The organism is Glycomyces sp. NPDC046736, assembly GCF_040645615.1.
Classification (GTDB): Bacteria; Actinomycetota; Actinomycetes; order Mycobacteriales; family Micromonosporaceae; genus Glycomyces.
On record NZ_JBEYYO010000011.1, the window covers coordinates 112982 to 138050 of the forward strand.

Genomic DNA, 25069 nt, shown 5'->3' on the forward strand with positions numbered 1-25069 from the left:
ACCGGCATGCCCAAAACCAACCCACCCCCCAGGCCCGGGCCCAACCCGGGCAGGGAAGCCGCAAACCCCGCCCCGCCAGGCCCCACACCTCGTTGTCGCCGCCAAAAAGACCCGCACCCAACCAGACCGGAAAGCCACAGATCCCGCCCGGCCCGGCCTCACACCTCGTTGTCGCCGCCAAAAAACCCGGGCCCAATCCCCACCGGACAGCCGCAACTCCCACCCCACCCATCCACTCACCCCGTTGTCGCCGCCGCACTAACCGCAACCATCCCCCAACCGCAAAGCCGCAGAACCAGCCCCGCCCGGCCCAACACCCCGTTGTCGCCGCCGCCTGAACAACAACCACCCCCGACCCTGAAACCGGGACCAAACCCGGTGCCTTCCACGACGCCACCTGGACTTGTACCGGCGCAGGTGCCAGGTGATGTCGCCGAACCCGTCGATCCCGTGAAGTTGTGGCGATTCAGTCATCGAATGGCATGTTCGACGAATTCGCTGCAGGCGCGGAATCCGAGGCGGCGGTATACAGGTTCGCCGTCGGCCGAGGCTTGGAGGACTGCGATGTGGTGGTCTCGTTCGCGGGCCGAGTGGAGGGCGGCGAGGGTGATGGCGCCGCCGTAGCCGCGGCGGCGGTGGGCGGTCAGGGTGGAGATGTTGTAGATGCCGGCGACCCCCGCGTGGCCGAACACCTCGGCCGAGCAGACCGGGCGATCCTCCACATAGCCCACCAGGTACCGGGCCGGACAGGTCGCGGCCAGCGCACGGGAAGCGGCCCGGGCGAAGAAGTCGCGGACGGTTTCGGCGGGTGGATTCCAGTTCGCGGCGAGGACCGTGGCGTAGTCGGCGAGTTGCTCGGGGGTGGTCACGGTCCGGATCTCCAGACCGGGGACGGCGGGCGAGGACAGGGTGTCGTCCAGTTCGGCCCACATCGCCGTCTCGCGTTCAGACGCAGGCAGACCGGCGGCAGTCAGGCGGGCGGTGAGGTCTGCCGGTGTCGAGGCGGGCCCCACCCACCAGGAGAACCTGCGGCCGGTGGCAGCGAGCGTCGTGACGGTTTCGGCGATGCGGGCCGGGGCCTCGTCCGGGGTGAAGCGGGCCGCGGCGACGATGTTGAACGTGTCGTCGTCTAGACCGCTGTCCGCGACCAGGAGGTCACCGGGTTCTGCGACGGTCGCACCGGACATGTCTCGGTGCAGGTGACAGGCGTGTTCGGCCAGGTTCCGTTCCATCCGGTCCGCCAGATCGGCTTCGCCGGGGAGATAATCGTTCATAGCGAGAAGAGTATACTCACTGATACTCTCTAGGAGAACAGTACCAATCTTGTGAGTACCAGAACCTATACCCTTCTCCCACCGAGGTGCGACACATGGAATTCTTCGGCCGCAAACGCGAACTGGCCCAACTGCGCCGCTGGTACGAGGCCACCGAAAGCGGGGGCGGCCAGCCAGGGCAGTGTCTCATCGTGCGAGGCAGAAGGCGAGTCGGAAAGTCAAGGCTCATAGAGGAGTTCGTGCGGGGGCTGGACGCGCCGTCGGTGTTCTTCACCGCTTCGAACCTCTCGACGGTGCAGGAACTCGAGAACTTCACGCAAGCGGTGCTGGCGTCGGACCTGCCGGAAGCCGAGGTGTTCGGGAACGAGCCGACCTCGTGGGACAACGCGCTGAGGATGCTGGCGCAGTTGCTGCCGACCGATCGTCCGAGCGTGGTCGTGCTCGATGAGCTGCCGTACCTCACCCAGAACGTCGAAGGGTTCGAAGGCAGCCTCCAGACGGTGTGGGACCGGATCATGTCGCGCAAACCCGTACTGCTCCTCCTAGTCGGGTCCGACCTCTCGATCATGGAGGCCCTCGACACCTACGAAAGGCCGTTCTACCAGCGCGGAAACCCGGTGCTCATCGAACCGCTGACCGTGGCCGACGTGCAGGACATGACCGGCCTCTCCCCCGCGCAGGCGATCGACGCGAGGCTGGTCACCGGAGGCATGCCGAGACTGTGCGTCCAGTGGCCGAGAGGCGAAGGCCTGGAGCGGTTCCTGGAACGCTCACTGGCCGACCCGGCCGACCCGTTCGTGACCTCCGGTGAACTGGCGATGAGCGGCGAGTTCCCGCCGGACACGCATGCGCCGCAGGTGCTCTCGGCGATCGCGTCGGGCGAGCGGACGTTCAGCTCCATACTGGGCGACCTCGACATCAGCAGGATGACGCTGTCGAGGGCGCTGGACAAGCTCGCGGAGAAGGGCGCGATCGCCGCGGAGGTGCCGCTGTCGGTGAAACCGTCGAAGGAGACGAGGTACCGGCTCACCGACGAGTACCTCAGGTTCTGGCTGTACCTGGTCCAGCCGCTGCTGGGAGTCGTCCAGCGGGGGCGCGGGGATCGGGCGGTGCGGCGGATCATGGGGAGCTGGTCGGCGTGGCGGGGCAGGGCGGTGGAACCGCTGGTGCGCGAGTCGCTGGCGCGGCTGGTGCCGGACGCGGACTGGACCGACCCGGACAAGGCGGTGGAGGTCGGGGGGTTCTGGACGAGGACGAACGACGTGGAGATCGACCTCGTAGGGGCCGACCGGGGGCCGATCGCCAAGCGGATCGGGTACCTCGGGTCGGTGAAGTGGCACGAGACCGCGCCGATCGCGCGGAAGGACTTCACGGCGCTGGCGGCCGTGGCGGCGAGGGTGCCGGGGGCGACCCTGGAGACACCGTTGGTCGGCGTCTCCAGGGCGCGGAGCGAACTGGGCCCGTGGAGCGCGGTGTACTGCGCGGAGGACCTGGTCGAGGCCTGGCGGTAGGGCTACTTGATGGCGCCCGCGGTCAGGCCGGCCTGGATCTGGCGTTGGAAGATCACGTAGGCGACGAAGATCGGGATCATGGCGAGGACGGTCCCGGCGAACAGCGCGCCGGCGTCTCCTTCGTAGCCTTGGCGCATCGCGAGGTTGGCGAGGCCTTGGGAGATGACCGCGTCCTGGGGATTGCGGTTCATCAGCACCAGCGGCAGGAGGAACTGGTTCCATTGGCCGAGGATGTTGAAGATCGTGATCGCGATGAGGCCGGGCTTGGCCATCGGGAGCATCACCTGGAAGAACAGCCGGTAGTGCCCGGCGCCGTCCACGATCGCGGCCTCGGCGACCCCTGACGGGAGCGTTCGGAAGAACGCGGTCAGGAAGAACACCGTGAACGGCAGCGAGTAGGCGATGTAGACGAGGATCAGCCCGGTCTTGGTGTTCAGGAGCGACACGTTGCTGAGGGTCTTGAACAGCGGGAACAACGCCAGGAACACCGGGAACATCATGCCCGCGGCGAAACCGAAGTACAGAAGGCGGCTGCCGGGGAACTCGTAGCGGGCCAGAACGTACGCGGCCATGGCGCCCAGCAGCATCGTGCCGGTGACGCTGAAGGCCATGACCTGCACGGTGTTGAGGAAGAAGCTGCCGATGTTCCCGTTGGTCCAGGCGTTGACGTAGTTGGCCCAGTGCATGGCCTCGGGAAGCGCCAGCGGGTCCGAGGCGATCTCGCGGCTGGTCTTGAACGAGGTCATCACGATCCACACGACCGGGATGATCACCAGGAGCGCCCAGAGCCACAGGAATCCCTGCGAGAACAGGTTGAGCACGCCGCCTTCGGAGCGCAGGCGCTTGGCCGCGCGGGCCTGGGACTTCTCGGAGGCCTCGGCGGGGGCGGGAGTTGGGGTCTCGATTGCCATGTCGCTCCTCAGAACTCGATCCGCTCGCGGCGGCCCACGCGCAGCGAGATGACCGCGAGACTCAGCGCGGCGAAGAACAGGACCACCCCGATCGCCGACGCGAAGGCCTGCTCGCCGTGCTTGAACGCGTACTTCCAGATGACGCCGCCGACGACTTCGCTCGCCCCGTCTGGGCCGCCCTGTTCGGGTGTCATGAGGTAGATCAGCACGAACACGTCTAGGGCGATGATCGACAGGTAGATCCACGCGGTCTGGACCGAGTCCCACAAGAGCGGCAGGGTGATCTTGAAGAACATCGGGATGCGCCCGGCCCCGTCGATGATCGCCGCCTCGTAGAGGTCGCGCGGGATCGAGGCGATCGCCGAGGAGAAGTACACGAGGTAGAACCCGACGGCGCTCCACACCAGGACCCCGATGACCGCGGCGAGGACGAACCGCTTGTCGGCGAGGAACCCGTTGACAGGGGCCGGCAGGCCCACCGCACCGAGGGCGCCGGTGATCAGGCCGCCGAAGTTCTCGGGGGCGTAGACCTGCTTCCACAGGATGCCGACGATCGCGACCGACAGCACCTGCGGGAAGAAGAACACGATCTTGTGGAACCGGGCCCCGCGCACGCCCTCGATGCGGCCCCGGCGCATCTTGCCGCCGAGGTTGAGCATGAACGCGAAGAACAGGCCGAGCGCGATCGTGACCAGCGGCAGGACCACGAGGATGATGCCGGTGTTGCGCAGCGCGGGCAGCACGAACCGGTCGTCCTTGAACAGGTTCACGTAGTTGTCGAACCCGATGTAGTTGAAGGAATTGCTCGACCCCGACCAGTCGGTCAGGGAGATCTGGAAGGCCTGGGCGAACGGCAGAATCACCAACCAGGCATAGAGCCCCACCGGCAATGCCAGGAAACTCAGGATGAACGGGTACCTGCCGTGTCTCACGACCCAGGCCCTCCTCTCACTCGCCGGAGCGGCTACTCGTCGTGGGTGAACTTCTCGATGGAGTCGTCGGCGGCGGTCTCGTCGGCGACGCCCTGCATGCGGTCGATGAAGTCCGCGGCCGAGGTCTCGGCGTTGATGAGCTGGCCCAGCGCGGGGCGCAGCTCGGTGTCCATCGTGGTGTACCAGTACCGAAGCTTCGGCTGGAACATGTCGTCGGGGTTCGAGACCAGCGCGTCGGTCATCCGGGCGGCCTCGTTGTCGAGCTCGACGCCCTTGACGACGGTCGCGGCCTGGACGGTGTCGCCGAAGATCTGCGAGCCCTCCTGGGAGAGCATGATCCGCAGGTACTCGTAGGCACCGGGCAGGTTGGCGGCGTTCTTGGGGATCACGAACGGCTCGTCGCCGCCCGCGCTGATCAGGCCCGGCTGGACGCTGCCGTCGAGGTAGGGGACGCCCATGGGCGCGTAGGCGAAGCCCTCGGGGGCGATCGCCTTCTGCTCGTTGGGCAGCCACGAACCGCACGGCAGGAACGCGGCCTTGTTCTCGTTGAACGCCGTCTGCGACTGGATGTGGTCGATGCCGGCGCTGCCGTCGAGGAGGAAGCCCCCGTCGCCGATGCTGTGGAGCGCCTCGGCCGCGGCCACCACGGACGGGTGGCGCCACGCGTCGGCCACCAGGTTGTCGATGTCCTTGAGGACCTGCACGCCGCCGTGGCGGCCCGCGAGCATCAGGAACATGTCGTAGAGGTAGACCGGGTGCTGCCCGGCGTACGTCCACGGCGCGATCCCGGCGGCCTTGATGGTGGGACACAGGGCCATCATCTCGGCCCAGGTCGTCGGAGGCGTCCAGCCGTTGTCGCTGAACAACTTCGAGTCGTACCAGATCGTCCAGGCGTTGAACACGTAGTTCAGCGAGTAGACCTTGCCGTTGAACGTGCCCGCTTCGAGCACGCCGTCGCGCAGCGTCTCGCGGACGGTGAGTGCGGGATCGTCGTAGGACGGCGCGTCCAGCAGCGGGGTGAGCTCGGCGAGCTCACCGTCGCTGACCAGCGCGTCCATCGGGATCTGCTGCGCGCCGGAGTTGTCGATGACGTCGGCGGGCTTGCCTTCGGCGAAGCGCGGCTGCTGGGTCTCGGCGATCGCCTGCGTGGCGAGGAACTCGATCTCGGCGTCGGGGAAGGCCTCGTTGTAGAGGGCCTGGTGGGCGACGGCGTACTCGTTGCCGAAGCCGCCGTCGAAGATGACGACGTCGAGGGGGGCCTTCGGGTCGACGCCGAAGGGGTTCTCCGCGTCGTCGCCGACGGTCACCTCCTTCTGCTCGTCGTCGCCGCCGCTGGTGGCGCAGGCCCCCAGCGAGGTCGCCGCGATGCCGGCGGCCGTGGCCCCGAACAGGTTGCGGCGGGTGAAGATCGCCTGCCGGTCGGCTGGTGTGTTGGACATGGTCGCTCCTTCAAGGGGATACAGGTTGGGCGTAACCGATGTGGACGGTAGGAGGGTCAGCTCGCTCCGTTCCGGAGATTCGGGGTCGGCCGGTGGCCGACGACTGCTCGAGCCCTGGACTCTAGGGCCTGCGAGGCTTCGGGGAACCGTCGTTGGGCGACGGCGATGTGGATCAGGTCGGCCACCAGCAGCGCGGAGTACCGGGACGCGAGGAGGTCGGCGCGGTAGCTGGTGCGCCTGGCCGCGGAGAACAGGCAGACGTCGGCGACGTCGGCGAGCGTGGCCTCGGGGCAGGCGGTGAGCGCGACGGTCATCGCGCCGCGGCTGCCGGCCTCGCTGAGCATCTCGATGGTCTCAGTCGTGGTGCCCGAGTGCGAGACGGCGAGGGCCACGTCGTGTTCGCCGAGGAGGGCGGCGCTGGCGAGGGCGTCGTGGACTTCGGTCCAGACCCAGGCGGCCACGCCGGTGCGGTAGAAGCCCATCTGGAGCTCGCGGGCCACGGTGGCGCTGGAGCCGACGCCGTAGACGTCGACGCGGCGGGCCTCGCAGATGCGGTTGACGACCTGCTCGACGGCGACGAGGTCGAGCGTGTCGACGGTGTCGCGGAGCCGGGCGGCGTCGACGGTGATGAGCTGCTTGAGGACTTGGTCGAGGGGGTCGCCGGGGGCGATCTCCTGGCCGATGTTGACGTTCCAGCCCGTCTCGGTGCGGGCCGAGGCGCGGCCGGTCTCGGTGGCGATCGCGACGCGGAGGGCCGCGTACCCGTCGTATCCGAGGTGACGGCAGAATCGGGTGATGGTTCCCGGTGAGGTGCCGGAGAGTTCGGCGAGGTCCATGATGGTCGCTCGCGCGGCCGCTTCGGGGTCGACCAGCACTTGGTCGGCCACTTTGGACATGGCTTCTGACAGGTCGCCCGCGCCGTGTCGGATCCGTTCAAGGACGCTGACCTCGGCGGGAGCGGAGGGCACATCGGTCCTGATGTGGTCCATGGGCGTCCCCTTCGGGAGGTGGATGGAAGAAAAACTATTACCTATGCCACACTCATGTCAAGATCATGAGAATTATTTTTACTGATTTGCACCCAAGGCGGATACTGCTGCTAGCGCAAGAAGCGGGGAACCCCATGCACGCAAGACTCGCCGTCGGCCTCGACGCCGGCGGGACCAGCAGCCGCGCCGTCCTCATCGACGAGACCGGCGCACTGCTCGGCACCGGTGCCTCGGGACCGGCCAACCCGGTCGGCGGCGACCGTGAGATCGCGCTGTCGAACATGGCGCTGGCGTTCCAGCGGGCCCTCGGCGGCATCGCGCCCACCGAGGTCGGCGCGGTCTGCGTCGGCACGGCCGGGGCGCTCTCGCTCACCGAGGAGGTCCGGGAGGTCTCCGCCGACCTCAAGCGCCGCTTCGCGACCGATTGCGAGGTCGAAGTGGTCTCCGACGCGGTGATCGCGTTCGCGGCGGGCTCGGCGGCCCCCGACGGCACCGTCGTGGTCTCGGGGACCGGCGCGGTGGCGTTCGCGATCCGCGACCGCACCCCGGCGCTGCGCTCGGACGGCTACGGCTGGCTCTTCGGCGACTCGGGCTCGGGGTTCTGGCTCGGCCGCGAAGCCGTGCGGGCCACGCTGCGCCACATCGACGGCAACGGCCCCGGCGGACGCCTGGTCGAGGCGATCATCGCCGCGATCGCCCCCGACCACCGCCGCTCGGGCGCGCTGGTCGCCAAATGCATGGCCGACCCGCCGGTCCGGCTCTCCCGCTTCGCGGCCCTGGTCTGCGAGGCGGCCGACGGCGGCGACCCGGTCGCCGAGTCGATCGTGGCCCGCGCCGTGGGCCACCTCGCCGAATCGGTGTCCTACGTCGTCGACCGCGACCTCCCCATCGTGATGGCCGGCAGCCTCCTCACCCGCCCCACCCCGATCGCCGCCCTCCTCCAAGAGCGCTTCCGCCTCGTCTACCCCAAAGCCGGCATCAGCAAAGCCACCGACCCCGCGATCGGCGCCGCCTGGATGGCGGCCAGCGCCTTCGTAGAAGACCCGGCAGCCAAGGCCCGCCTCCACCGCCAGCTGGCTTGGCGCTGACCCGAACATCACATTGAGTTGAGAAATACTCACTATTAGCGAGAATGTGATGCTAGTCTCAATTCATGTCTTCGGACTTCGACCCCAGCCATCTCGTGCCGGCAGACCAGGGGACCCCGAAAGCGCGAGCCGAGCGGCCTCCCCGAAACCGCAGGTTCACCATGATCGCGGGCGCCGTCGCCTTGGCGTCGCTCATGCTCGGCTTCCTGTTCGGGTACAGCGCGACCAGGCCGATCCAGACCGAGCTCGACGCGTTGAAGGCCGAAAACTCAGCGGCCGTCGACACCTCCGAATCCCTCCGGGACACCTCCGACTCGCTTCGCGACGAGGTTGCCGGATTGGAGGAGGAGATCGAGCGGCTCAGCGGGGAGAACGAACAGCTCAACGGAGAGAACGAGCAGCTTGAGACCCAGGTCGACCAGCTCGACGAGCGCGAGCTCGAACTGGACCAGCGCGAAGCGGGCCTGGACTCCCGCGAGACCGGGCTCGACGACATCGAGGCAGGACTCGACGCCCGCGAAGAAGACCTGACCCAAACCGAAGCGGAGATCGAGGCGAACACGATCCCCGGCGACGGCATCTGGGTCGTCGGCGACGAGATCCAGCCCGGGGTCTACAAGGCCCAGGGTTCCGGTTCAGGCTGCTACTGGGCCAGGCTCAACTCCTTGGACGGCTTCGACATCATCAGCAACCACTTCGGGTCGGCGAACGTCTCGGTCGAGATCCACAGCGGCGACGCGGCCTTCGAGACCTCCGGCTGCGGCTCTTGGGTGAAGCAGTGAACTCGTCCCGAGGCTCAGGGCTGGAGGGCTTTCGATAGGCGGCCTTCTGCTTTTTTGAGGCGGGCTTTTGCCTCTGGGGCGTCTATGCCGAGTTCGAGCATGACCACTGCGGTCTTGACGTGGTCGCCGGAGGCGGCCAGGGCCGCTTCGGCTTCGGGGGCGCCGGCTCCGGTGATCTCGCGGATCATGCGGACCGCGCGGGCGGCGAGCTTGGAGTTGGCGACCCTCATGTCCACCATGTAGTTGTGGTAGACCTTCCCCAGGCGCACCATGCTGATCGTGGAGATCATGTTGAGCACGAACTTCTGCGCCGTGCCCGACTTGAGCCGCGTCGAACCGGCCAGGACCTCCGGGCCCACCGCGACCTCGATCCGGTGCTCGGCCGCGTCCGAGAGCAGCGTGTCGGTGTTGCACGACAGGCCCACGGTCAGGGCGCCGCGACGGCGGGCCTCGCGGACGGCGGCCACCACGAACGGGGTACGGCCGCTGGCGGCCAGGCCGACCACCGCGTCGGCCGGGCCGATGTGCTCGGCGGCCATCGCGGCGGCGCCGGCCGCGTCGTCGTCCTCGGTGCCCTCGACCGCACCGGCCGCCGCGGCGCTGCCGCCGGCCAGGATCGCCTTCACCAGTTCGGGATCGGTGGAGAACGTGGGAGGGCACTCGGCCGCGTCCATCACCGCCATCCGCCCGGCGGTCCCGGCCCCGACGTATCGCAGCCGTCCGCCCTTGGCGAGCCGGTCGGCGACCGCGTCGACGGCCGCGGCGATGTCCGGGAGGACCTTCGCGACCGCGGCCGGGACGCTCGCGTCCGCCTCGTTCATCGTGCGGGCCAGTTCCAGGGTCGTCAGGCCCTCGATGTCCGCGTACTTCGGATCTGCCTGTTCAGTTGCCAGCGTTGCCAGAAGGGCACGCGCCTCTAGGCGCTCGGTCGACTCACTCACAGTTGCGAGCCTAGCGCAGTGAAGTAAAATTTCATCAACCTTCCCAAGGGTGAAGAATCGCGCCGTACCGTCGCGAACCGGCAGTGGGTGTACCGTGACGTCATGCCAGCCAGCCGCACCGACACGCCCAACCTCCTGGTGCTCATCAAATCGGTCCTGCCCTCCTTGTCCAAGGCCGAGACCAAGGTCGCCCAAGAGATCATCCGCGAACCCGAGGCCGCCTCGACCCGCACGATCACCGAGCTCGCGCGCGCCGCGGGCACCTCCGAGGCCACCGTCGTCCGGTTCTGCCGCTCCCTCGGACTCGCCGGCCACCGCGAGCTGCGCATGCGGGCCGCCCAAGCCGTCATCGGCACCGGCGAGGGCCCCGACCGCGAGATCGCCGGCGGCGACATCCCCACGGGCGCCGACATGTCGCGCATCATCGCCACCGTCAGCTACGCCGACGTCGGCGCGATCACCGACACCGCCGAAGCCCTCGACACGACCGCATGCGAAGCGGCCGTAGCGGCCCTGGCGGGCGCGACCCGCATCGACGTGTTCGGCGTCGAGGCCTCCGGGATCGTGGCCGCCGACCTGGTCAAGAAACTCCACCGCATCGGCTGCGTCGCGTTCTCCTGGCCCGACGTCCACTCGGCGCTGGTCGCCACCGCACTCGCCGGACCCAAAGACGTGGCCGTGGCGATCTCCCACTCGGGGGCGACCACCGAGACCGTGGAGTTCCTGGAATCGGCCCGCGACCGCGAAGCGGTGACCGTGGCGATCACCAACCACGCCCGCTCGCCGCTCGCGCAGGCCGCCGACCTGGTGCTCACCACCGCCGCGCGGGAGACCACATTCCGGTCCGGCGCGACGGTCAGCCGGATCGCCCAGTTGATGGTCGTCGACTGCCTGTTCGTAGGGGTCGCCGCCCGGCAGCGCCGCAAGTCCGCGAAGGCCCTGGCGGCGACAGCGGCGGCGGTGTCGGGGCGGCAGCGGGCCTGAGCCGGGGTCAGTCCGGCCCTATGACCTCAAGTCTCGGAAAGTAGGTCTTGTACCGAGCGGTGTCTCTTGTGAGCAGACGATGACCCGCCACCATCGCATGCGCACCGATATAGAAATCGGGTATCGGCGAGCGCTTGGTGCCGCCGCGCTTCCTGTACATCGCGAACGCCTTGCCCGCCAGAAAAGCCGCCTCGTACGGGAGGTCCTGTCGCGTCACCATGCGATCGGGCATCAGCGCTTCGAGCGGCTCGACCGCGTCGAAGCGCACCGACACCTCCGCGTAGATGATCGGGTTGATGCAGATCAAGCCCTCTTCGAAGGATCGCGCGAGCGCCTCCTCCGACCAATCGGCCCATTTCTGGTCGTCGCCGAAGAGGTCGAGCCAGATGTTGCTGTCGACCATCGTCCACACAGGATCATTCACCGCGCAGCATTTCCATGAGCTCGTCGGTGGTCTTGTCCATGTTCGCGGTGCCCTTGCCGCGAAGGCCCCTGGCGAAGCGCTCGCCGCGGGTCTCCTCCTGAGGAATCGGCCGGAGGACGATCTTTCCGTCCTCTCGCGTGAACTCGAACTCGTCGCCGGGGCGCCAGCCTTCTGCGGCACGGATGTCGGCCGGTACGGTGACCTGGCCCTTGCCGTTCATGAGCATTCCCATAGTTGTCACCTCCCCAGGGTATGTAGTACTCGGTGGTAGTGGTGACATTCTAACGCCGCTGGCGTGTCGCGCGCACCCTTCGACACAGACCGGGGCCGGGACGGCCGCGCCGCCTCGACCCCGGGAATGCTGCCGTCCTCAGCGTTCGCGGGCCGCTTCGACCTCGTCGCGCAGTTGCGGGAGGCGCTCGTGGAAGATGCCCGGGCATAGGGTCGAGTTGAAATCCATGTGCCCGTAGATCTCCTGGGAGGGGATCCCGTACTGCTCGCACGCGAACGCGCACAACGTCACCAGGGTCTCCCACTGGGCGGCGGGCGGGATCGCGCCGTCGTGGTAGGAGCCCTCGTTGGAGATGCCGAGGGCCTGGCCGTTCTGGTTCGAGGTGTGGATGCCCATGATGAAGCGGCCGCCGTTCATCAGCGCCGCGAGGCTTCCGGTGGTGCCCTCGGTGATCCAGCCGCCGCGGCTGACCACGAAGTTGTAGCCCGAGTCGCGCCAGCCGTTCCCGTCCATGTGCAGGTTCTGCACCCACTTCGCGTGGGCGTGCGCCTGCGCGCGCGAGAAGTCCGACGTGTTCGCCGAGACCGTGTGGTGCACGATGAGCTTGTTCGGGCTGCCGTTGATCACCGGGTTGGTGCCGCTCGGCGGCCGCGCGCCCCACTGGGCGACCCCGTCGATGTCGGGTTCGACCGCGGCTGCGCTCGCGCCCGCGCCGAGCGCCGTGACTCCGGCGGCCCCGAGGAGCCCGGCCGCGCCGGTCCCGAAGAGGACGCGGCGTCGGATGCGTCGATGTTCCATGCCTGCCTCCGATGAGGCGGCGGGGGCCCGGTGGGCCCCCGCCGCTGGTTCTATGGGGTGTTGTTCGCGAGCGCCAGCAATCGGTCGCGCGAGCCGTTGAAGTGGTCGCGGTCGACGTTGCCGCCGATCCCTGGGACCGACCCGGTGGCGGTGTACTGCCAGAACGTCCAGGTCGTGGAACTCCAGCCCGCCGGCAGCGTCGGCGCCGAGACTCCCCAGTGGGCGATCCACAGGGGGCTCTTGGAGGCCATGCCGGTCCACGAGCCGGTGCACGTGTTCCACCACGACGCGGTCGTGTAGATGACCATGTCGCGACCGGTACGGGCCTTGTACGTGTTGTAGAAGTCCGTGATCCAGTTGCGCATCGCCGTGGTGCTCAGGCCGTAGCAGGCCGCGCCCGAGGGCGGGGCCTCCAGGTCGAGCGCGCCGGGCAGGGTCAGGTTGTCGGCCGACCAGGCGCCGCCGTTGGAGGCGAAGTAGGTCGCCTGCGCCGAACCGCTGGAGCTGTTCGGGCGGGCGAAGTGGTAGGCCCCGCGGATCACGCCCGCGTTGTAGGCGGCCACGTAGTTGGTGTTGAACTGCGGGTCCTTGTAGGTGGTGCCCTCAGTGGCCTTGATGTAGGCCCATTGGACGCCCGAGTTGCGGACCGAGGTCCAGTTGATCGAGCCCTGCCAGTGCGAGATGTCGATGCCCGGGACGCGGGTCTGCGCCTGGGCAGGGCTCGCCACGACCAGGCCGGTCGCGGTGAGCAGTGCGGAGAGGAAGAGGACGATGGCGGCGCGGATGGCGCGCCGGGACGGGTTGCGGAGTGGCCTTCGGAGGGTTGCGAAGCGATTCACACAAGACTCCCTGCTTGTCAGGAGATCTGCCATTTCGGGGGGAGGTGCCGGTTATGGCACCTGAGCCCCAGTATGGAGACAAACTCCAGATTGAGTCAAGCCTGTGAAAATAACTTTCGAGGACGGCGCGGTGAACGCGCACCGCTAGGAGAAGTCGAGGCCGTGGCCGAGCGGATAGGCGACCGCGCCCGATGCGTCCAGGACGTCGACGGGGAGCTTCCCGGTCGGACCGAGTTCTCCGGCGATCGCTTTGGCAAGGGCGGCAAGGGAGACCGCGGAGTACGAATAGGACGCGAGACTCGCGTTGACCGGGCCGAGATACGCCGCGTCGTAGGGCGTGCCGACCGCCGCGGTGACCACCGGGACGCCGGTCGCGACGAGCGCGGCCACCAGATCGACTTGCGGAGCATCCGCGGTCACGTCGTGCGTGGCGACCACGACGAGGTCCTTGCCGTCGGCGGCTGCCACGGCGGCACCGATCGCGGCCTCGTCCGGGGCGTCGCCGCTGGTGTGGACGGTCGCGCCGCTTCCGAAGGCCTCGGCCAGGCGCGCGGTCGTGTTCTCGCCCCAGCCGGTCACCAGGATCGAACCGCCCGCGAACGGCAGCGTGCCGTCGTTGGCCAGCAACGTGATCGAGCGCGAGGCGATGTCGGCGGCGAGCTCGCGGTGCGCCTCGGCGCCCACGGTGTCCACCCCGGCCGGATCGGTCGAGGGGTCGGCGACGATGCCGCGCCGGTACTTCAGCAGCAGGATGCGGCGCACCGACTCGTCGACGCGGTCCTCGGTCAACTCCCCCGCCTCGACCGCGGCGAGCACCGCGTCGCGCGCGAGCGTGAAATCCGGGGGCATGAGCAGCATGTCCGCTCCGGCGAGGAGGGCCAGCACCGGCACGTGGTCGTCGCCGAACTCGGTGCGGACCCCTTCCATCTCCAGCGAATCGGTGATCACCACGCCGGTGAACCCGAGTTCGTCCCGCAACAGGCCGGTCAGGATCGGGGCCGAGAGCGTGGCCGGGGCCAGCGAATCGTCCAGGGCCGGGAACTGGAGATGCCCGGTCATCACCAGATCGGTGCCGGCCTCGATCGCGGCCCGGAACGGCGGGGCGTCGATCGACTCCCACTCCTGGACCGTATGCGTGATCACCGGCAGGCCCACATGGCTGTCGGTCCCGGTGTCCCCGTGCCCGGGGAAGTGCTTCGCCGAGACCGCGACACCACCTGCCTGGTAGCCGGTGACCTGCGCTGCCGTGAAACCGGCGACCAGCTCGGAGTCGGAACCGAAGGCGCGCACGCCGATCACCGGATTCGCCGGGTCCACGTTGACGTCCGCGTCGGGAGCGAAGTTCTGGTTCAGGCCCATCGCCCGCAGCTCGGTGCCCGCGACCTGGGCGGCGTTCGCAGCGGCGTCCGTGTCACCGGTCGCGCCGAGGGCCATCGAGCCGGGGAACTGCGTCGCGGGCTCGCCGATGCGCACCACCGTGCCGTACTCCTGGTCGGCGGCGATGAGCAGCGGGACCCCGCCGCCAGAGGCCGCGGCCTCCTGGAGGCCGTTCGAGAGCGCGGCGACCTGCGCCGGATCGTCCAGGCCGTTGGCCCAGTCGAAGTAGATGACGCCGCCGGGACGGTTCGCGGCGATGAACTCGGCGGCCGTGTCCGAGCCGAGCCGGGTCCGGTTCGACTCGGCCGACTCGTCGGCGGAAGCACCGCTGACGTAGACCATGAACAGCTGCCCGACCTTGTCGTGCAGCGACATCGCCGCGAGCGTCTCACTCGCGTACTTGAAGTCCGGGTCCTGGTCGGGGATCGTCTCCCGGTCGTCCTCGCGCGGCTCCTCGTCGCGGGACGTGGCCTCGGCGATCACCGCACCGCCCCCGACCACTGCGAACGCGCCCGTGACGGAGGCGGCGAGCACAGACTTGCGGGAGAGCTTCGGCGAAGGCACCGTCCCATACTCGCCCACGCCCGCACGGGCCGTCGAGCGGCCCCCGGGAGAACGGCGCGAATCACTCGAAAGCCGCAATCGGGGTCCTCAGTCCTCGCGCGGACACGACGAAAGCCGGGGAGGAGCGGTGCTCCTCCCCGGCTTCGAACCGTTCTCACCTCTCCGGCTTCAGCCGGAAAAGCTCAGAACTTCAGACCGTTCTCACGGGCGGCGTCGGCCAGGGCCGCGACGCGGCCGTGGTACTTGACACCGCCGCGGTCGAAGACCACGGCCTCGACGCCGGCGGCCTTGGCGCGCTCGGCGACCAGCTTGCCGACCTCCTTGGCCTTGGCGGTCTTGTCGCCCTCGAAGGCGCGCAGACCGGGCTCCACCGTCGACGCGGCGGCCAGCGTGTGGCCGTTCACGTCGTCGATGACCTGGGCCACGATGTGCTTCGAGGACCGGAAGACCGCCAGACGCGGCTGGGCCGTCGTGCCGTTGATCTTCTTGCGACCACGGAAGTGGCGCCGGTTCTTGCCGATCCGGCGGCGCTCGGAGGCCGTCCCGGACGGGCGGCGCTGCTCCAGTTTGCTCGCCATTACTTACCTGCCTTCCCGGCCTTGCGGCGGATGCGCTCGTCGACGTACTTGACGCCCTTGCCCTTGTAGGGCTCCGGCGGACGCAGACGGCGGATGTTCGACGCGACCTGGCCGACCAGCTGCTTGTCGATGCCCTCGACGTGCAGCAGGGTCGGGCGCTCGACCGTGAACGAGATGCCCTCCGGAGCGTCGACCTGGATGGTGTGGGAGAAGCCGAGGCTCATCTCCACGCCCTTGCCCTTGGCCTGCGCCCGGTAGCCGGTGCCGTTGATCTCGAGGGACTTCTTGTAGCCCTCCGAGACGCCGACGACCATGTTGTTGACGAGGCTGCGAGCCAGGCCGTGCAGGGCCCGGGACTTGCGCTCGTCGTTCGGGCGGGTCAGCGAATACGACCCGTCCTCGTTCTTCTCGATGCCGATCGGCTCGGGCAGCTCACGGCTGAGCTGGCCCTTGGGGCCCTTGACGGTCACCGTCGCGCCATCGACCTTGACGTCGACGCCGGAGGGCACCAGAATCGGCTGCTTCCCAATGCGGGACATGCTTAATACCCTCCTGCTACCAGACGTAGGCGATGACTTCGCCGCCCACGCCGCGCTTGCGAGCCTGACGGTCGGTCAGCAGGCCCTGGGACGTGGACACGATGGCCACACCCAGGCCGCCGAGAACGCGCGGCAGCTCAGTGGACTTGGCGTAGACCCGCAGGCCCGGCTTCGAGACGCGGCGCAGGCCCGCCAGGGACCGCTCGCGGCGCTCGCCGAACTTCAGGTCGATGACCAGGGTCTTGCCGACTTTGCCCTCTTCAGGCTCCACCGACTTCCAGTCGGCGATGTAGCCCTCCTGCTTGAGGACCGCCGCGATGGAGGCCTTCATCTTGGAGTGCGGCATCGACAGCTGGTCGTGGTATGCCTGGTTGGCGTTGCGCAGACGAGTGAGCATGTCTGCGATCGGGTCGGTCATTGTCATTTGCGTTGTGTACCTTTCTCACCCCGGTTCCCCGCCTTATGGAGCACGGCGGGGCCTGTGACGATAGGAGCGGTTGCTACCAAGAAGCCTTGTGGACGCCCGGGAGTTCCCCGGCGTGGGCCATGTCGCGAACGCAGACACGGCACAGGCCGAACTTCCGGTAGACGGCCTTGGGCCGGCCGCACTTCTGGCAGCGGGTGTAGGCGCGCACGGCGAACTTCGGCTTCCGGTTGGCCTTCGCGATGAGGGCTTTCTTCGCCATTAGTCGTTCTCCTTGAACGGGAAGCCGAGCAGCTTCAGGAACGCCCGGCCTTCGTCGTCGGTCTTCGCGGTGGTCACCAGCGTGATGTCCATACCGCGAACCCGGTCGATCTTGTCCTGGTCGATCTCGGGGAACACGCTCTGCTCGGTCAGACCGAAGGTGTAGTTCCCGTTGCCGTCGAACTGCTGGTCCGAGAGCCCGCGGAAGTCGCGGATGCGCGGCAGCGCGATCGCCAGGAGGCGGTCGAGGAACTCCCACATGCGGTCGCCGCGAAGGGTGACCTTCGCGCCGATCGCCTGGCCCTCGCGCAGCTTGAACTGCGCGATCGACTTCTTGGCCAGACGCACGAGCGGCTTCTGCCCGGTGATCGTGGTCAGGTCCGCCAGGGCCCCGTTGATGAGCTTGGAGTCGCGAGCGGCCTCGCCCACACCCATGTTCACCACGATCTTGGTCAGACCGGGGATCTGGTGGATGTTGGCGTACTTGAACTGGTCCTGGAGCGCGGGCTTGATCTCCGACCGGTAGGTCGTCTTCAGGCGCGGCTCGACCTTTTCTGCAACGTCAGTCATTACAGGTCCTTACCCGTCCGCTTCGAAACGCGGACCTTGCGGCCGTCTTCGCCGAACCGGTAGCCCACGCGGGTGGGCTGGTTGTCGGCGTCGAGGACCTGCACGTTGGACACGTGGATCGCGGCTTCCTGAACGACGATCCCGCCGGTCTTGGAGCCACGGGCCGTCTGCCCGGCCTTGGTGTGCTTGGTCATGCGGTTGACGCCCTCGACGAGCACGCGCTCGCGGTCGGGGTACGCCTCCAGCACGAGGCCCTCAGCACCCTTGTCCTTGCCGGCGATGACGCGGACGCGGTCGCCTTTCTTGATCTTCATCTCTTACAGCACCTCCGGTGCGAGGGAGATGATCTTCATGAACTGCTTGTCGCGCAGCTCCCGGGCGACCGGCCCGAAGATACGAGTCCCTCGCGGTTCGCCGTCCTTGACCAGAACAGCGGCGTTCTCGTCGAACTTGATGTACGTCCCGTCCGGGCGGCGAGTCTCCTTCACCGTCCGCACGATGACGGCCTTCACGACGTCGCCCTTCTTCACCCCGGCACCCGGGGTGGCGTCCTTGACGGAGGCCACGATCGTGTCGCCGATACCGGCATAGCGTCGGCCCGAGCCGCCCAGCACCCGGATGCACAGGATCTCCCGCGCACCGGTGTTGTCGGCGACCTTGAGCCGAGACTCTTGCTGAATCACGTCCCGATCTCCCTACTTGGCCTTCTCAAGGATCTCGACGATGCGCCAACGCTTGGACTTCGACAGGGGACGGGTCTCCATGATGGAGACGCGGTCACCGATGCCGGCCTCGTTGTTCTCGTCGTGGGCCTTGTACTTCTTGTTGGACTTGACGACCTTGCCGTACAGCGCGTGCTTCTTGCGGTCTTCGACCTCGACGACAGCGGTCTTGTCCATCTTGTCGCCGACGACCAGGCCCTCGAGCACCTTGCGCCGACCGCGAGTCTGAGTTTCCTCGCTCACTTCTCAACCTCCTCGGGCGCTGCGCTGAGGCCCAGCCGGCGCTCGTTCATCACGGTGTAGATCCGCGCGATCTCCTTGCGGACCAGACCGAGCTCGTGGTTGTTCTCCAGCTGGCCCGTAGCGTTACGGACCCGCAGGTTGAACAGCTCTTCCTTCTTCTCCACGAGCTTCGCCTGGAGTTCCTTGTCGCTGAGCTCGCGCAGCTCACCGGTGTCGATACCAGTAGCCATCACTACTCACCTGCCCCTTCGCGGGTCACGATGCGGCACTTCATGGGGAGCTTGTGAATCGCCCGCTGGAGCGCCTCGTGGGCGGTCTCCTCGGTCGGGTACGACAGCTCGAACATGACGCGGCCGGGCTTGACGTTGGCCACCCAGTACTCGGGCGAACCCTTACCGGAACCCTGACGGGTCTCGGCCGGCTTCTTGGTGATCGCGCGGTCGGGGAAGATCGTGATCCACACCTTGCCGCCACGCTTGATGTGGCGGGTCATGGCGATACGAGCGGACTCGATCTGGCGGTTGGTCACGTAGCTGTGCTCCAGCGCCTGGATGCCGTACTCGCCGAAGGAGACCTTCGTGCCGCGAGTGGCCTTGCCCTTGCGCTTGGGAGCGTGAGGCTTCCGGTAACCGCGCGGCGGTTTCCGTGGCATGAGCATGTCGCTTAGCCCTCCTGCTTCTCGGTCTCAGCGGCGGGCGCGGCGACGGCGGCCTCGGCAGGCTGGGCGGCCTGGCGGCCACCACGGCCGCGACCACCGCGAGCGGCGCCACCGGCACCGCCGCGACCGCGGCCACCGCGGTCGGGACCGGAGTCACGACGGCGCTGCACCTGCTCGGCCTGCTCCTTGAGCGTGGCCTCACCCTTGTAGATCCACACCTTCACGCCGATGCGGCCGAAGGTCGTGGCGGCCTCGAACAGGCCGTAGTCGATGTTCGCGCGGAGCGTGTGCAGCGGGACCTGGCCCTCGCGGTACTGCTCCGAACGGGACATCTCCGCGCCGCCGAGGCGGCCGGAGCACTGCACCTTGATGCCCTTCACGGTGGGGTTGCGCATGGCCGACTGAATGGCCTTGCGCATCGCCCGCCGGAAGTTGACACGGCTGGACAGCTGCTCCGCGACGCCCTGGGCGACCAGCTGCGCATCGATGTCGGGGTTCTTGACCTCGATGATGTTCAGCTGGACCTGCTTGCCCGTGAGCTTCTCCAGGTTGCCCCGCAGACGATCGGCCTCGGCGCCCTTGCGGCCGATGACGATGCCCGGGCGGGCGGTGTGGATGTCGACGCGAACCCGCTCGCGGGTGCGCTCGATCTCCACCTTGGAGATGCCGGCGCGCTCAAGGCCCTTGGTCATGAGCTTGCGGATCTTGACGTCCTCGCCGATGTAGTCGGCGTACTCCTTGTCGGCGTACCAGCGCGACGTCCAGTCACTGCTGATGCCGAGGCGGTACCCGTGCGGGTGGATTTTTTGACCCATTACTCGGTCTCCTCCTTCTCAGCGGACTCGGACTTCGCTTCGGCCTCGACCGGCTTCGGGGCGGCCGCCTTGGGGCGGCGCACCGACGGAGCGGCGGACTGCTTGGCCTGGACCGACTCGACCACCACGGTGATGTGGCTGGTGCGCTTGTTGATCCGGTAGGCGCGACCGTGGGCGCGCGGACGGTACCGGCGCATGGTCGGGCCCTCGTCGACCTTGATCTCGGACACCAGGAGCGACTCCGGGTCCAGACCGAGGTTGTTCTCGGCGTTCGCCTGAGCCGACGCGATGACCTTGTACACGACCTCGGCCGCGCTGAACGGCGCGAACTCCAGGGTCGTCAAGGCCTCGTCCACGGGCAGACCACGCACGAGGTCGACGACGCGGCGCGCCTTGCGGGGCGCTACGCGGACGTACCGCGCCGACGCACGCGCCTTCGGAGCCTCCTGCTCCACTGTTGCCATCGTTCTAATCCTTCGTTCGTTTAATACCCGTGGCCTAGCGGCGACGGCTCTTGCGGTCGTCCTTCTCGTGGCCCCGGAACGTGCGGGTGGGAGCGAACTCCCCGAGCTTGTGCCCGACCATGTTCTCGGTGACGTACACCGGGACGTGCTTGCGCCCGTCGTGGACCCCGAAGGTCAGTCCGATGAAGTCCGGAGTGATCGTCGAGCGGCGCGACCACGTCTTGATGACGTTCTTGCTCTTGGTCTCGATCGCCGAGTCCACCTTCTTCTGGAGGTGGTCGTCGACGAACGGGCCCTTCTTGAGGCTGCGAGCCATGGATTACTTCCCCCGCTTCCGGTTGGCGTGGCGACGGCGCACGATGAGCCGGTCGTTCGGGTGGTTCCGCTTCCTGGTGCGACCCTCGGGCTTGCCCTGCGGGTTCACCGGGTGACGACCACCGGAAGTGCGGCCCTCGCCACCACCGTGCGGGTGGTCGACCGGGTTCATGACGACACCGCGGACGGTCGGGCGCCAGCCCTTCCAACGCATGCGGCCGGCCTTGCCCCAGTTGATGTTGCCCTGCTCGGCGTTGCCGACCTCGCCGATGGAGGCGCGGCAGGTGACCTGGACCAGGCGGATCTCACCGGAGGGCATGCGCAGGTGCGCGTACTTGCCTTCACGGGCGAGGAGCTGGATCGAGGCGCCCGCGGAGCGGCCCAGAGCGGCGCCGCCGCCGGGCTTGAGCTCCACCGCGTGCACGGTGGTACCGACCGGGATGTGACGCAGCTCCAGCGAGTTGCCGGGCTTGATGTCGGCCTCCGGGCCGTTCTCGATCAGGTCACCCTGCTTGATGCCCTTGGGGGCCAGGATGTAGCGCTTCTCGCCGTCCGCGTAGTGCAGCAGGGCGATGTTCGCGGTCCGGTTCGGGTCGTACTCGATGTGAGCGACCTTCGCCGGGATGCCGTCCTTGTCGTGGCGTCGGAAATCGATCACCCGGTAACGGCGCTTGTGGCCGCCGCCGCGGTGACGCGTCGAGATCTTGCCCGAGTTGTTGCGGCCGCCGGTCTTGGAGATCGGGCGCAGCAGCGACTTCTCGGGGGTCGAACGGGTGATCTCGGCGAAATCGGAGACGCTGGAGCCGCGACGACCAGGCGTCGTGGGCTTGTACTTGCGAATAGCCATTTCGGTTAACTCCCTGCGTCTCTTAGGCGATCTGTCCGCCGAAGATCTCACCGAGACGACCGGGGTCGCCCTCGACGGTGACGATCGCGTGCTTGACGCTCTTGCGCTGGCCCCAGCCGGTGCGGGTGCGCTTGCGCTTGCCCGACCGGTTCAGGGTGTTGACGCTCTTGACGTCCACACCGAAGATCTGCTTGACGGCGATCTTGATGTGGCTCTTGTTGGCGCGCGGGTCGACCTCGAAGGTGTACTTGCCCTCGCCCAGGAGGGTGTAGGACTTCTCCGAGATGACCGGCTTGATGATGATGTCGCGCGGGTCGGCGACGGTCACTTCGCTCACGCCGCGACCTCCTGCTCAGTCCGGTCAGCGATGAACGCCTCGATGGCGGCCTCGCTGAACACGATGTCCTCGTTGTTGAGCACGTCGTAGGTGTTCACCTGGCCCCAGTCGAGCAGGTGGACCTCGGGCAGGTTCCGCAGGCTCAGGGCCGCGGTCTGCTCGTCGCGGGTCAGGACCACGAGGACCTTGGAGGCCTCGGTGATCGCCGCCAGCGCCGCCTTGACGGTCTTCGTCTTGGGCGCGTCGCCCTCGATGAAGGCGTCGATGACGTGCACGTTCTCGCCGCGCACCCGGTCGGTGAGGGCACCGGCGAGAGCGGCGGCCTTCATCTTCTTGGGGGTCCGCTCGGCGTACGACCGCGGCTGCGGGCCGTGGACGATGCCACCGCCGTTGAACTGCGGCGCGCGGATCGAGCCCTGACGGGCGCGGCCGGTGCCCTTCTGGCGGTACGGCTTCTTGCCGCCGCCGCGGACTTCGGCGCGGGTCTTGGTCTTGGCCGTGCCCGCGCGGGCGGCGGCCAGCTGCGCCGTGACGACCTGGTGCATGAGCGGGATGTTCGGCTCGACGTCGAAGATCGACGCCGGGAGCTCGATGGTCTTCCCGGTCGCGGCGCCAGAGGCGTCCTTCACATTGATTTCGAGGCTCATATCAGGCCACCTGCTTCACTGCCGTGCGAACGAGCACCAGGCCGTTCTTCGGACCGGGGATCGCGCCCACGATGAGCAGCAGGCCGCGCTCGGCGTCGACCGCCTGGATGCGCAGGTTCTGCGTGGTGTGGCGCGCGTGGCCCATGCGGCCCGCCATGCGCATGCCCTTGAAGACACGGCCGGGGGTCGCGCAACCGCCGATGGAACCGGGGGCGCGGTGGACCTTGTGGGCGCCGTGGCTGGCGGGGAGGCCCTTGAAGCCGTGACGCTTCATGACACCCGCGAAGCCCTTGCCCTTGGTCGTGCCGGTGACGTCGACGAGCTGACCGGTTTCGAAGATCGTGGCTTCGACGGTCTGGCCGAGGTCGTAGTCGGCGGCGTCCGCGGTGCGCAGTTCGACAAGGTGGCGACGCGGGGCGACGCCGGCCTTCTCGAAGTGGCCCTGGATCGGCTTGGTGACGTTCTTGAGTTTGATGTCGCCGAAGCCCAGCTGGACGGCGGAGTAGCCGTCGACGTCGGGCTTGCGGACCTGGGTGACCACGTTCGGGCCGGCCTGCACCACAGTGACGGGAACGGCGCGGCCGTTCTCGTCCCAAACCTGGGTCATGCCGAGCTTGGTGCCCAGGATTCCCTTGATCTGCCTGTCCATTGGTCCCCTACAGCTTGATCTCGATGTCGACACCGGCCGGGAGGTCAAGGCGCATCAACGAGTCGACCGTCTTCGGGGTCGGGTCGAGGATGTCGATGAGGCGCTTGTGCGTGCGCATCTCGAAGTGCTCTCGCGAGTCCTTGTACTTGTGCGGCGACCGGATGACACAGAAACGGTTGATCTCGGTCGGCAGCGGCACCGGCCCGGAGATGGCAGCACCGGTACGGGTGACCGTCTCCACGATCTTGCGGGCCGAGGAGTCCACGACCTCGTGGTCGTAGGCTTTCAGCCTAATGCGGATCTTCTGTCCCGCCATGATTCCTAACCTTACGTAAATTGGCTGTTCAGACCGCTCCACGCGGTCGGGCGTGTCGCGAGTGCGAGACTGACACGGGCACAGCGGTGCCCTCCATTGGTCTCTTGGCTCGCCCGCCTGCCCGTCGTGAAACGGTCCCTCTCAGCACGTTCGTGTGCCTACTCGGGCCCGCGGGCCGGGCGTGAGCGCCGACGCTGCGCAGTGCACGGCACTGGACGCGTCGGAGCGTACGCAACCTGAATATTATGCCTGCTCCCTCGATGCCCCAGCAAGCTGGGGTCGGGCAACAGTGGGACAGGTTACGCGTGTGCGTTGGTCGTCGCCCTCCGAAGCCGAAGTCGGCCGTCCCGGAAGGCAAAGGAACCGGGGCGGCTCTTTCGAGCCACCCCGGAACCGGTCTTACTTGAGGACCTTGACGACGCGGCCGGAGCCGACGGTGCGCCCGCCCTCGCGGATCGCGAAGAGCAGACCCTCGTCCATGGCGATGGGCTGGATGAGCTCCACCTTCATGTCGGTGTTGTCGCCCGGCATGACCATCTCGGTGCCCTCGGGGAGGGTCACGACGCCGGTCACGTCGGTGGTCCGGAAGTAGAACTGCGGACGGTAGTTGTTGAAGAACGGCGTGTGACGCCCGCCCTCGTCCTTGGACAGGATGTAGACCTGAGCCTCGAAGTCGGTGTGCGGGGTCGTGGTCTTCGGCTTCACGACGACCATGCCGCGCTCGACCTCTTCGCGCTTGGTGCCGCGGAGCAGGAGCCCCACGTTCTCACCGGCGCGCGCGTCGTCGAGGGTCTTGCGGAACATCTCGATCGCGGTCACCTTGGTGGAGATGGCGCCCTCGCGGATGCCGACGATCTCGACGTCCTCGTTCGGGAGCAGCACGCCGCGCTCGACGCGACCGGTCACCACGGTGCCGCGGCCGGTGATGGTGAAGACGTCCTCGATCGGCATGAGGAACGGCTTGTCCATCTCGCGCTCCGGCTCCGGAACCGAGTCGTCGACGGCCTGCATGAGCTCGGCCACCGCGTCGACCCACTTCTGCTCGCCCTCGAGGGCGCCCAGAGCGGAGACCTGAACGACCGGGGCGTCGTCGCCGGGGAAGTTCTGGTCGGACAGCAGCTCGCGGACCTCCATCTCGACGAGCTCGAGGATCTCCTCGTCGTCGACCATGTCGGACTTGTTGAGCGCCACGACGATGTACGGGACACCGACCTGGCGGGCGAGGAGGACGTGCTCGCGGGTCTGCGGCATGGGGCCGTCAGCGGCGGACACGACCAGGATCGCGCCGTCCATCTGGGCCGCGCCGGTGATCATGTTCTTGATGTAGTCGGCGTGACCGGGGCAGTCGACGTGCGCGTAGTGGCGCGACTCGGTCTGGTACTCGACGTGGGAGATCGAGATCGTGATGCCGCGCTGCTTCTCCTCAGGCGCGTTGTCGATCTCGTCGAACGGCGTGTACGGGTTCAGGTCCGGGTACTTGTCGTGCAGGACCTTGGTGATCGCCGCGGTCAGCGTGGTCTTGCCGTGGTCGACGTGACCGAGCGTGCCGATGTTCACGTGCGGCTTGTTCCGCTCGAACTTTTCCTTAGCCACTTCGTC

The 25069-nt window shown here is 67.9% G+C and carries 34 protein-coding genes; 4 read left to right on the top strand and 30 right to left on the bottom strand.

Annotated features, from left to right (window positions below; translation table 11 throughout):
• Positions 1-470 precede the first annotated feature (470 nt).
• On the bottom strand, positions 471-1232 hold the full coding sequence (locus AB0B28_RS12900) for a GNAT family N-acetyltransferase (RefSeq protein WP_360120376.1): 762 nt from the start codon (positions 1230-1232) through the stop codon (positions 471-473).
• Between the two features lie 137 nt (positions 1233-1369).
• On the opposite strand from AB0B28_RS12900, the gene AB0B28_RS12905 reads away from it, so the two are divergent.
• Positions 1370-2785: an ATP-binding protein gene (locus AB0B28_RS12905; protein WP_360120255.1), complete on the top strand. Its 1416-nt coding sequence runs from the start codon at positions 1370-1372 to the stop codon at positions 2783-2785.
• Positions 2786-2787: 2 nt separating this feature from the next.
• On the opposite strand, the gene AB0B28_RS12910 is transcribed toward AB0B28_RS12905, so the two are convergent.
• Genes AB0B28_RS12910 through AB0B28_RS12925 form a run of 4 tightly spaced genes read right to left on the bottom strand, consistent with a single transcriptional unit; the run spans position 2788 to position 7056 of the window.
• Positions 2788-3696 carry a carbohydrate ABC transporter permease gene (locus AB0B28_RS12910; RefSeq protein WP_360120257.1) on the bottom strand — a complete coding sequence of 303 codons (909 nt, stop codon included), beginning with the start codon at positions 3694-3696 and terminating at the stop codon, positions 2788-2790.
• An 8-nt stretch (positions 3697-3704) separates the two neighbouring features.
• Positions 3705-4628 carry a sugar ABC transporter permease gene (locus AB0B28_RS12915; protein WP_360120259.1) on the bottom strand — a complete coding sequence of 308 codons (924 nt, stop codon included), beginning with the start codon at positions 4626-4628 and terminating at the stop codon, positions 3705-3707.
• A gap of 32 nt (positions 4629-4660) precedes the next feature.
• Positions 4661-6067, bottom strand: a complete 1407-nt coding sequence (ngcE, locus tag AB0B28_RS12920) for an N-acetylglucosamine/diacetylchitobiose ABC transporter substrate-binding protein (RefSeq protein ID WP_360120261.1) — start codon at positions 6065-6067, stop codon at positions 4661-4663.
• Positions 6068-6123: 56 nt separating this feature from the next.
• The gene (locus AB0B28_RS12925; protein ID WP_360120263.1) at positions 6124-7056 is read right to left on the bottom strand and encodes a MurR/RpiR family transcriptional regulator; all 933 of its coding nucleotides are present in this window, start codon (positions 7054-7056) and stop codon (positions 6124-6126) included.
• A gap of 134 nt (positions 7057-7190) precedes the next feature.
• Here AB0B28_RS12925 and AB0B28_RS12930 point away from each other — a divergent pair, with 134 nt between their 5' ends.
• Together AB0B28_RS12930 and AB0B28_RS12935 are read left to right on the top strand one after the other, a co-directional pair.
• Complete coding sequence (locus tag AB0B28_RS12930; protein ID WP_360120265.1) at positions 7191-8144, top strand: BadF/BadG/BcrA/BcrD ATPase family protein; 954 nt, start codon at positions 7191-7193, stop codon at positions 8142-8144.
• Positions 8145-8209: 65 nt separating this feature from the next.
• On the top strand, positions 8210-8926 hold the full coding sequence (locus AB0B28_RS12935; protein WP_360120267.1) for a DUF3450 family protein: 717 nt from the start codon (positions 8210-8212) through the stop codon (positions 8924-8926).
• A gap of 14 nt (positions 8927-8940) precedes the next feature.
• Here AB0B28_RS12935 and murQ read toward each other — a convergent pair whose 3' ends face one another.
• Positions 8941-9867 carry an N-acetylmuramic acid 6-phosphate etherase gene (murQ, locus tag AB0B28_RS12940; RefSeq protein WP_360120269.1) on the bottom strand — a complete coding sequence of 309 codons (927 nt, stop codon included), beginning with the start codon at positions 9865-9867 and terminating at the stop codon, positions 8941-8943.
• Between the two features lie 102 nt (positions 9868-9969).
• Between murQ and AB0B28_RS12945 the strand changes: the two genes are divergently transcribed.
• The gene (locus tag AB0B28_RS12945; RefSeq protein WP_360120271.1) at positions 9970-10851 is read left to right on the top strand and encodes a MurR/RpiR family transcriptional regulator; all 882 of its coding nucleotides are present in this window, start codon (positions 9970-9972) and stop codon (positions 10849-10851) included.
• Positions 10852-10858: 7 nt separating this feature from the next.
• Here the strand turns inward: AB0B28_RS12945 and AB0B28_RS12950 are convergent, their stop codons facing one another.
• The 24 genes from AB0B28_RS12950 to tuf form a co-directional block, all read right to left on the bottom strand.
• Positions 10859-11254, bottom strand: a complete 396-nt coding sequence (locus AB0B28_RS12950; protein WP_360120273.1) for a type II toxin-antitoxin system VapC family toxin — start codon at positions 11252-11254, stop codon at positions 10859-10861.
• A gap of 13 nt (positions 11255-11267) precedes the next feature.
• Entirely contained in the window at positions 11268-11507 is a 240-nt protein-coding gene (locus tag AB0B28_RS12955; protein ID WP_360120275.1) for an AbrB/MazE/SpoVT family DNA-binding domain-containing protein, read from the bottom strand.
• 138 nt (positions 11508-11645) lie between these two features.
• Complete coding sequence (locus AB0B28_RS12960; RefSeq protein WP_360120277.1) at positions 11646-12305, bottom strand: peptidoglycan recognition family protein; 660 nt, start codon at positions 12303-12305, stop codon at positions 11646-11648.
• Between the two features lie 50 nt (positions 12306-12355).
• Positions 12356-13144 (bottom strand): lysozyme, encoded by a 789-nt coding sequence (locus tag AB0B28_RS12965; RefSeq protein ID WP_360120279.1) that lies wholly within the window; start codon positions 13142-13144, stop codon positions 12356-12358.
• A 144-nt stretch (positions 13145-13288) separates the two neighbouring features.
• On the bottom strand, positions 13289-15085 hold the full coding sequence (locus AB0B28_RS12970) for a glycoside hydrolase family 3 N-terminal domain-containing protein (protein ID WP_360120281.1): 1797 nt from the start codon (positions 15083-15085) through the stop codon (positions 13289-13291).
• Positions 15086-15267: 182 nt separating this feature from the next.
• Complete coding sequence (rplR, locus tag AB0B28_RS12975; RefSeq protein WP_360120283.1) at positions 15268-15663, bottom strand: 50S ribosomal protein L18; 396 nt, start codon at positions 15661-15663, stop codon at positions 15268-15270.
• Positions 15663-16202, bottom strand: a complete 540-nt coding sequence (gene rplF, locus AB0B28_RS12980; protein WP_360120285.1) for a 50S ribosomal protein L6 — start codon at positions 16200-16202, stop codon at positions 15663-15665. The genes rplR and rplF overlap by 1 nt, the downstream gene beginning before the upstream one ends.
• A 16-nt stretch (positions 16203-16218) precedes the next feature.
• Positions 16219-16626 carry a 30S ribosomal protein S8 gene (gene rpsH / locus AB0B28_RS12985; protein WP_360120287.1) on the bottom strand — a complete coding sequence of 136 codons (408 nt, stop codon included), beginning with the start codon at positions 16624-16626 and terminating at the stop codon, positions 16219-16221.
• A 76-nt stretch (positions 16627-16702) separates the two neighbouring features.
• The gene (locus AB0B28_RS12990; protein ID WP_360120289.1) at positions 16703-16888 is read right to left on the bottom strand and encodes a type Z 30S ribosomal protein S14; all 186 of its coding nucleotides are present in this window, start codon (positions 16886-16888) and stop codon (positions 16703-16705) included.
• Entirely contained in the window at positions 16888-17457 is a 570-nt protein-coding gene (gene rplE / locus AB0B28_RS12995; RefSeq protein WP_360120291.1) for a 50S ribosomal protein L5, read from the bottom strand. The genes AB0B28_RS12990 and rplE overlap by 1 nt, the downstream gene beginning before the upstream one ends.
• Positions 17457-17771, bottom strand: a complete 315-nt coding sequence (gene rplX, locus AB0B28_RS13000) for a 50S ribosomal protein L24 (protein ID WP_360120293.1) — start codon at positions 17769-17771, stop codon at positions 17457-17459. Before rplX ends, rplE begins: the two co-directional genes overlap by 1 nt.
• A gap of 3 nt (positions 17772-17774) precedes the next feature.
• Positions 17775-18140 (bottom strand): 50S ribosomal protein L14, encoded by a 366-nt coding sequence (gene rplN, locus AB0B28_RS13005; RefSeq protein ID WP_091039823.1) that lies wholly within the window; start codon positions 18138-18140, stop codon positions 17775-17777.
• A 12-nt stretch (positions 18141-18152) separates the two neighbouring features.
• The gene (gene rpsQ, locus AB0B28_RS13010; protein ID WP_360120295.1) at positions 18153-18422 is read right to left on the bottom strand and encodes a 30S ribosomal protein S17; all 270 of its coding nucleotides are present in this window, start codon (positions 18420-18422) and stop codon (positions 18153-18155) included.
• Positions 18419-18652 (bottom strand): 50S ribosomal protein L29, encoded by a 234-nt coding sequence (rpmC, locus tag AB0B28_RS13015; protein WP_136528408.1) that lies wholly within the window; start codon positions 18650-18652, stop codon positions 18419-18421. Before rpmC ends, rpsQ begins: the two co-directional genes overlap by 4 nt.
• Positions 18653-18654: 2 nt before the next feature.
• Positions 18655-19080 carry a 50S ribosomal protein L16 gene (rplP, locus tag AB0B28_RS13020; protein ID WP_360120298.1) on the bottom strand — a complete coding sequence of 142 codons (426 nt, stop codon included), beginning with the start codon at positions 19078-19080 and terminating at the stop codon, positions 18655-18657.
• A 5-nt stretch (positions 19081-19085) separates the two neighbouring features.
• A complete protein-coding gene (gene rpsC, locus AB0B28_RS13025) occupies positions 19086-19895 on the bottom strand; it encodes a 30S ribosomal protein S3 (protein WP_360120300.1) in 810 nt (269 codons plus the stop codon).
• Positions 19895-20359, bottom strand: coding sequence for a 50S ribosomal protein L22 (gene rplV / locus AB0B28_RS13030; protein WP_360120302.1), 465 nt, complete (start codon positions 20357-20359; stop codon positions 19895-19897). The genes rpsC and rplV overlap by 1 nt, the downstream gene beginning before the upstream one ends.
• Positions 20360-20393: 34 nt before the next feature.
• Positions 20394-20675 carry a 30S ribosomal protein S19 gene (gene rpsS / locus AB0B28_RS13035; protein WP_360120304.1) on the bottom strand — a complete coding sequence of 94 codons (282 nt, stop codon included), beginning with the start codon at positions 20673-20675 and terminating at the stop codon, positions 20394-20396.
• A gap of 3 nt (positions 20676-20678) precedes the next feature.
• Positions 20679-21521, bottom strand: coding sequence for a 50S ribosomal protein L2 (gene rplB, locus AB0B28_RS13040; RefSeq protein ID WP_360120306.1), 843 nt, complete (start codon positions 21519-21521; stop codon positions 20679-20681).
• A gap of 22 nt (positions 21522-21543) precedes the next feature.
• Positions 21544-21858 carry a 50S ribosomal protein L23 gene (gene rplW / locus AB0B28_RS13045; RefSeq protein WP_360120308.1) on the bottom strand — a complete coding sequence of 105 codons (315 nt, stop codon included), beginning with the start codon at positions 21856-21858 and terminating at the stop codon, positions 21544-21546.
• On the bottom strand, positions 21855-22505 hold the full coding sequence (gene rplD / locus AB0B28_RS13050) for a 50S ribosomal protein L4 (protein WP_360120310.1): 651 nt from the start codon (positions 22503-22505) through the stop codon (positions 21855-21857). Before rplD ends, rplW begins: the two co-directional genes overlap by 4 nt.
• Position 22506: 1 nt before the next feature.
• Positions 22507-23154 carry a 50S ribosomal protein L3 gene (rplC, locus tag AB0B28_RS13055; RefSeq protein ID WP_360120312.1) on the bottom strand — a complete coding sequence of 216 codons (648 nt, stop codon included), beginning with the start codon at positions 23152-23154 and terminating at the stop codon, positions 22507-22509.
• 7 nt (positions 23155-23161) lie between these two features.
• On the bottom strand, positions 23162-23470 hold the full coding sequence (gene rpsJ / locus AB0B28_RS13060) for a 30S ribosomal protein S10 (protein ID WP_026922761.1): 309 nt from the start codon (positions 23468-23470) through the stop codon (positions 23162-23164).
• 399 nt (positions 23471-23869) lie between these two features.
• A complete protein-coding gene (gene tuf / locus AB0B28_RS13065; protein ID WP_360120314.1) occupies positions 23870-25063 on the bottom strand; it encodes an elongation factor Tu in 1194 nt (397 codons plus the stop codon).
• Positions 25064-25069 lie beyond the last annotated feature (6 nt).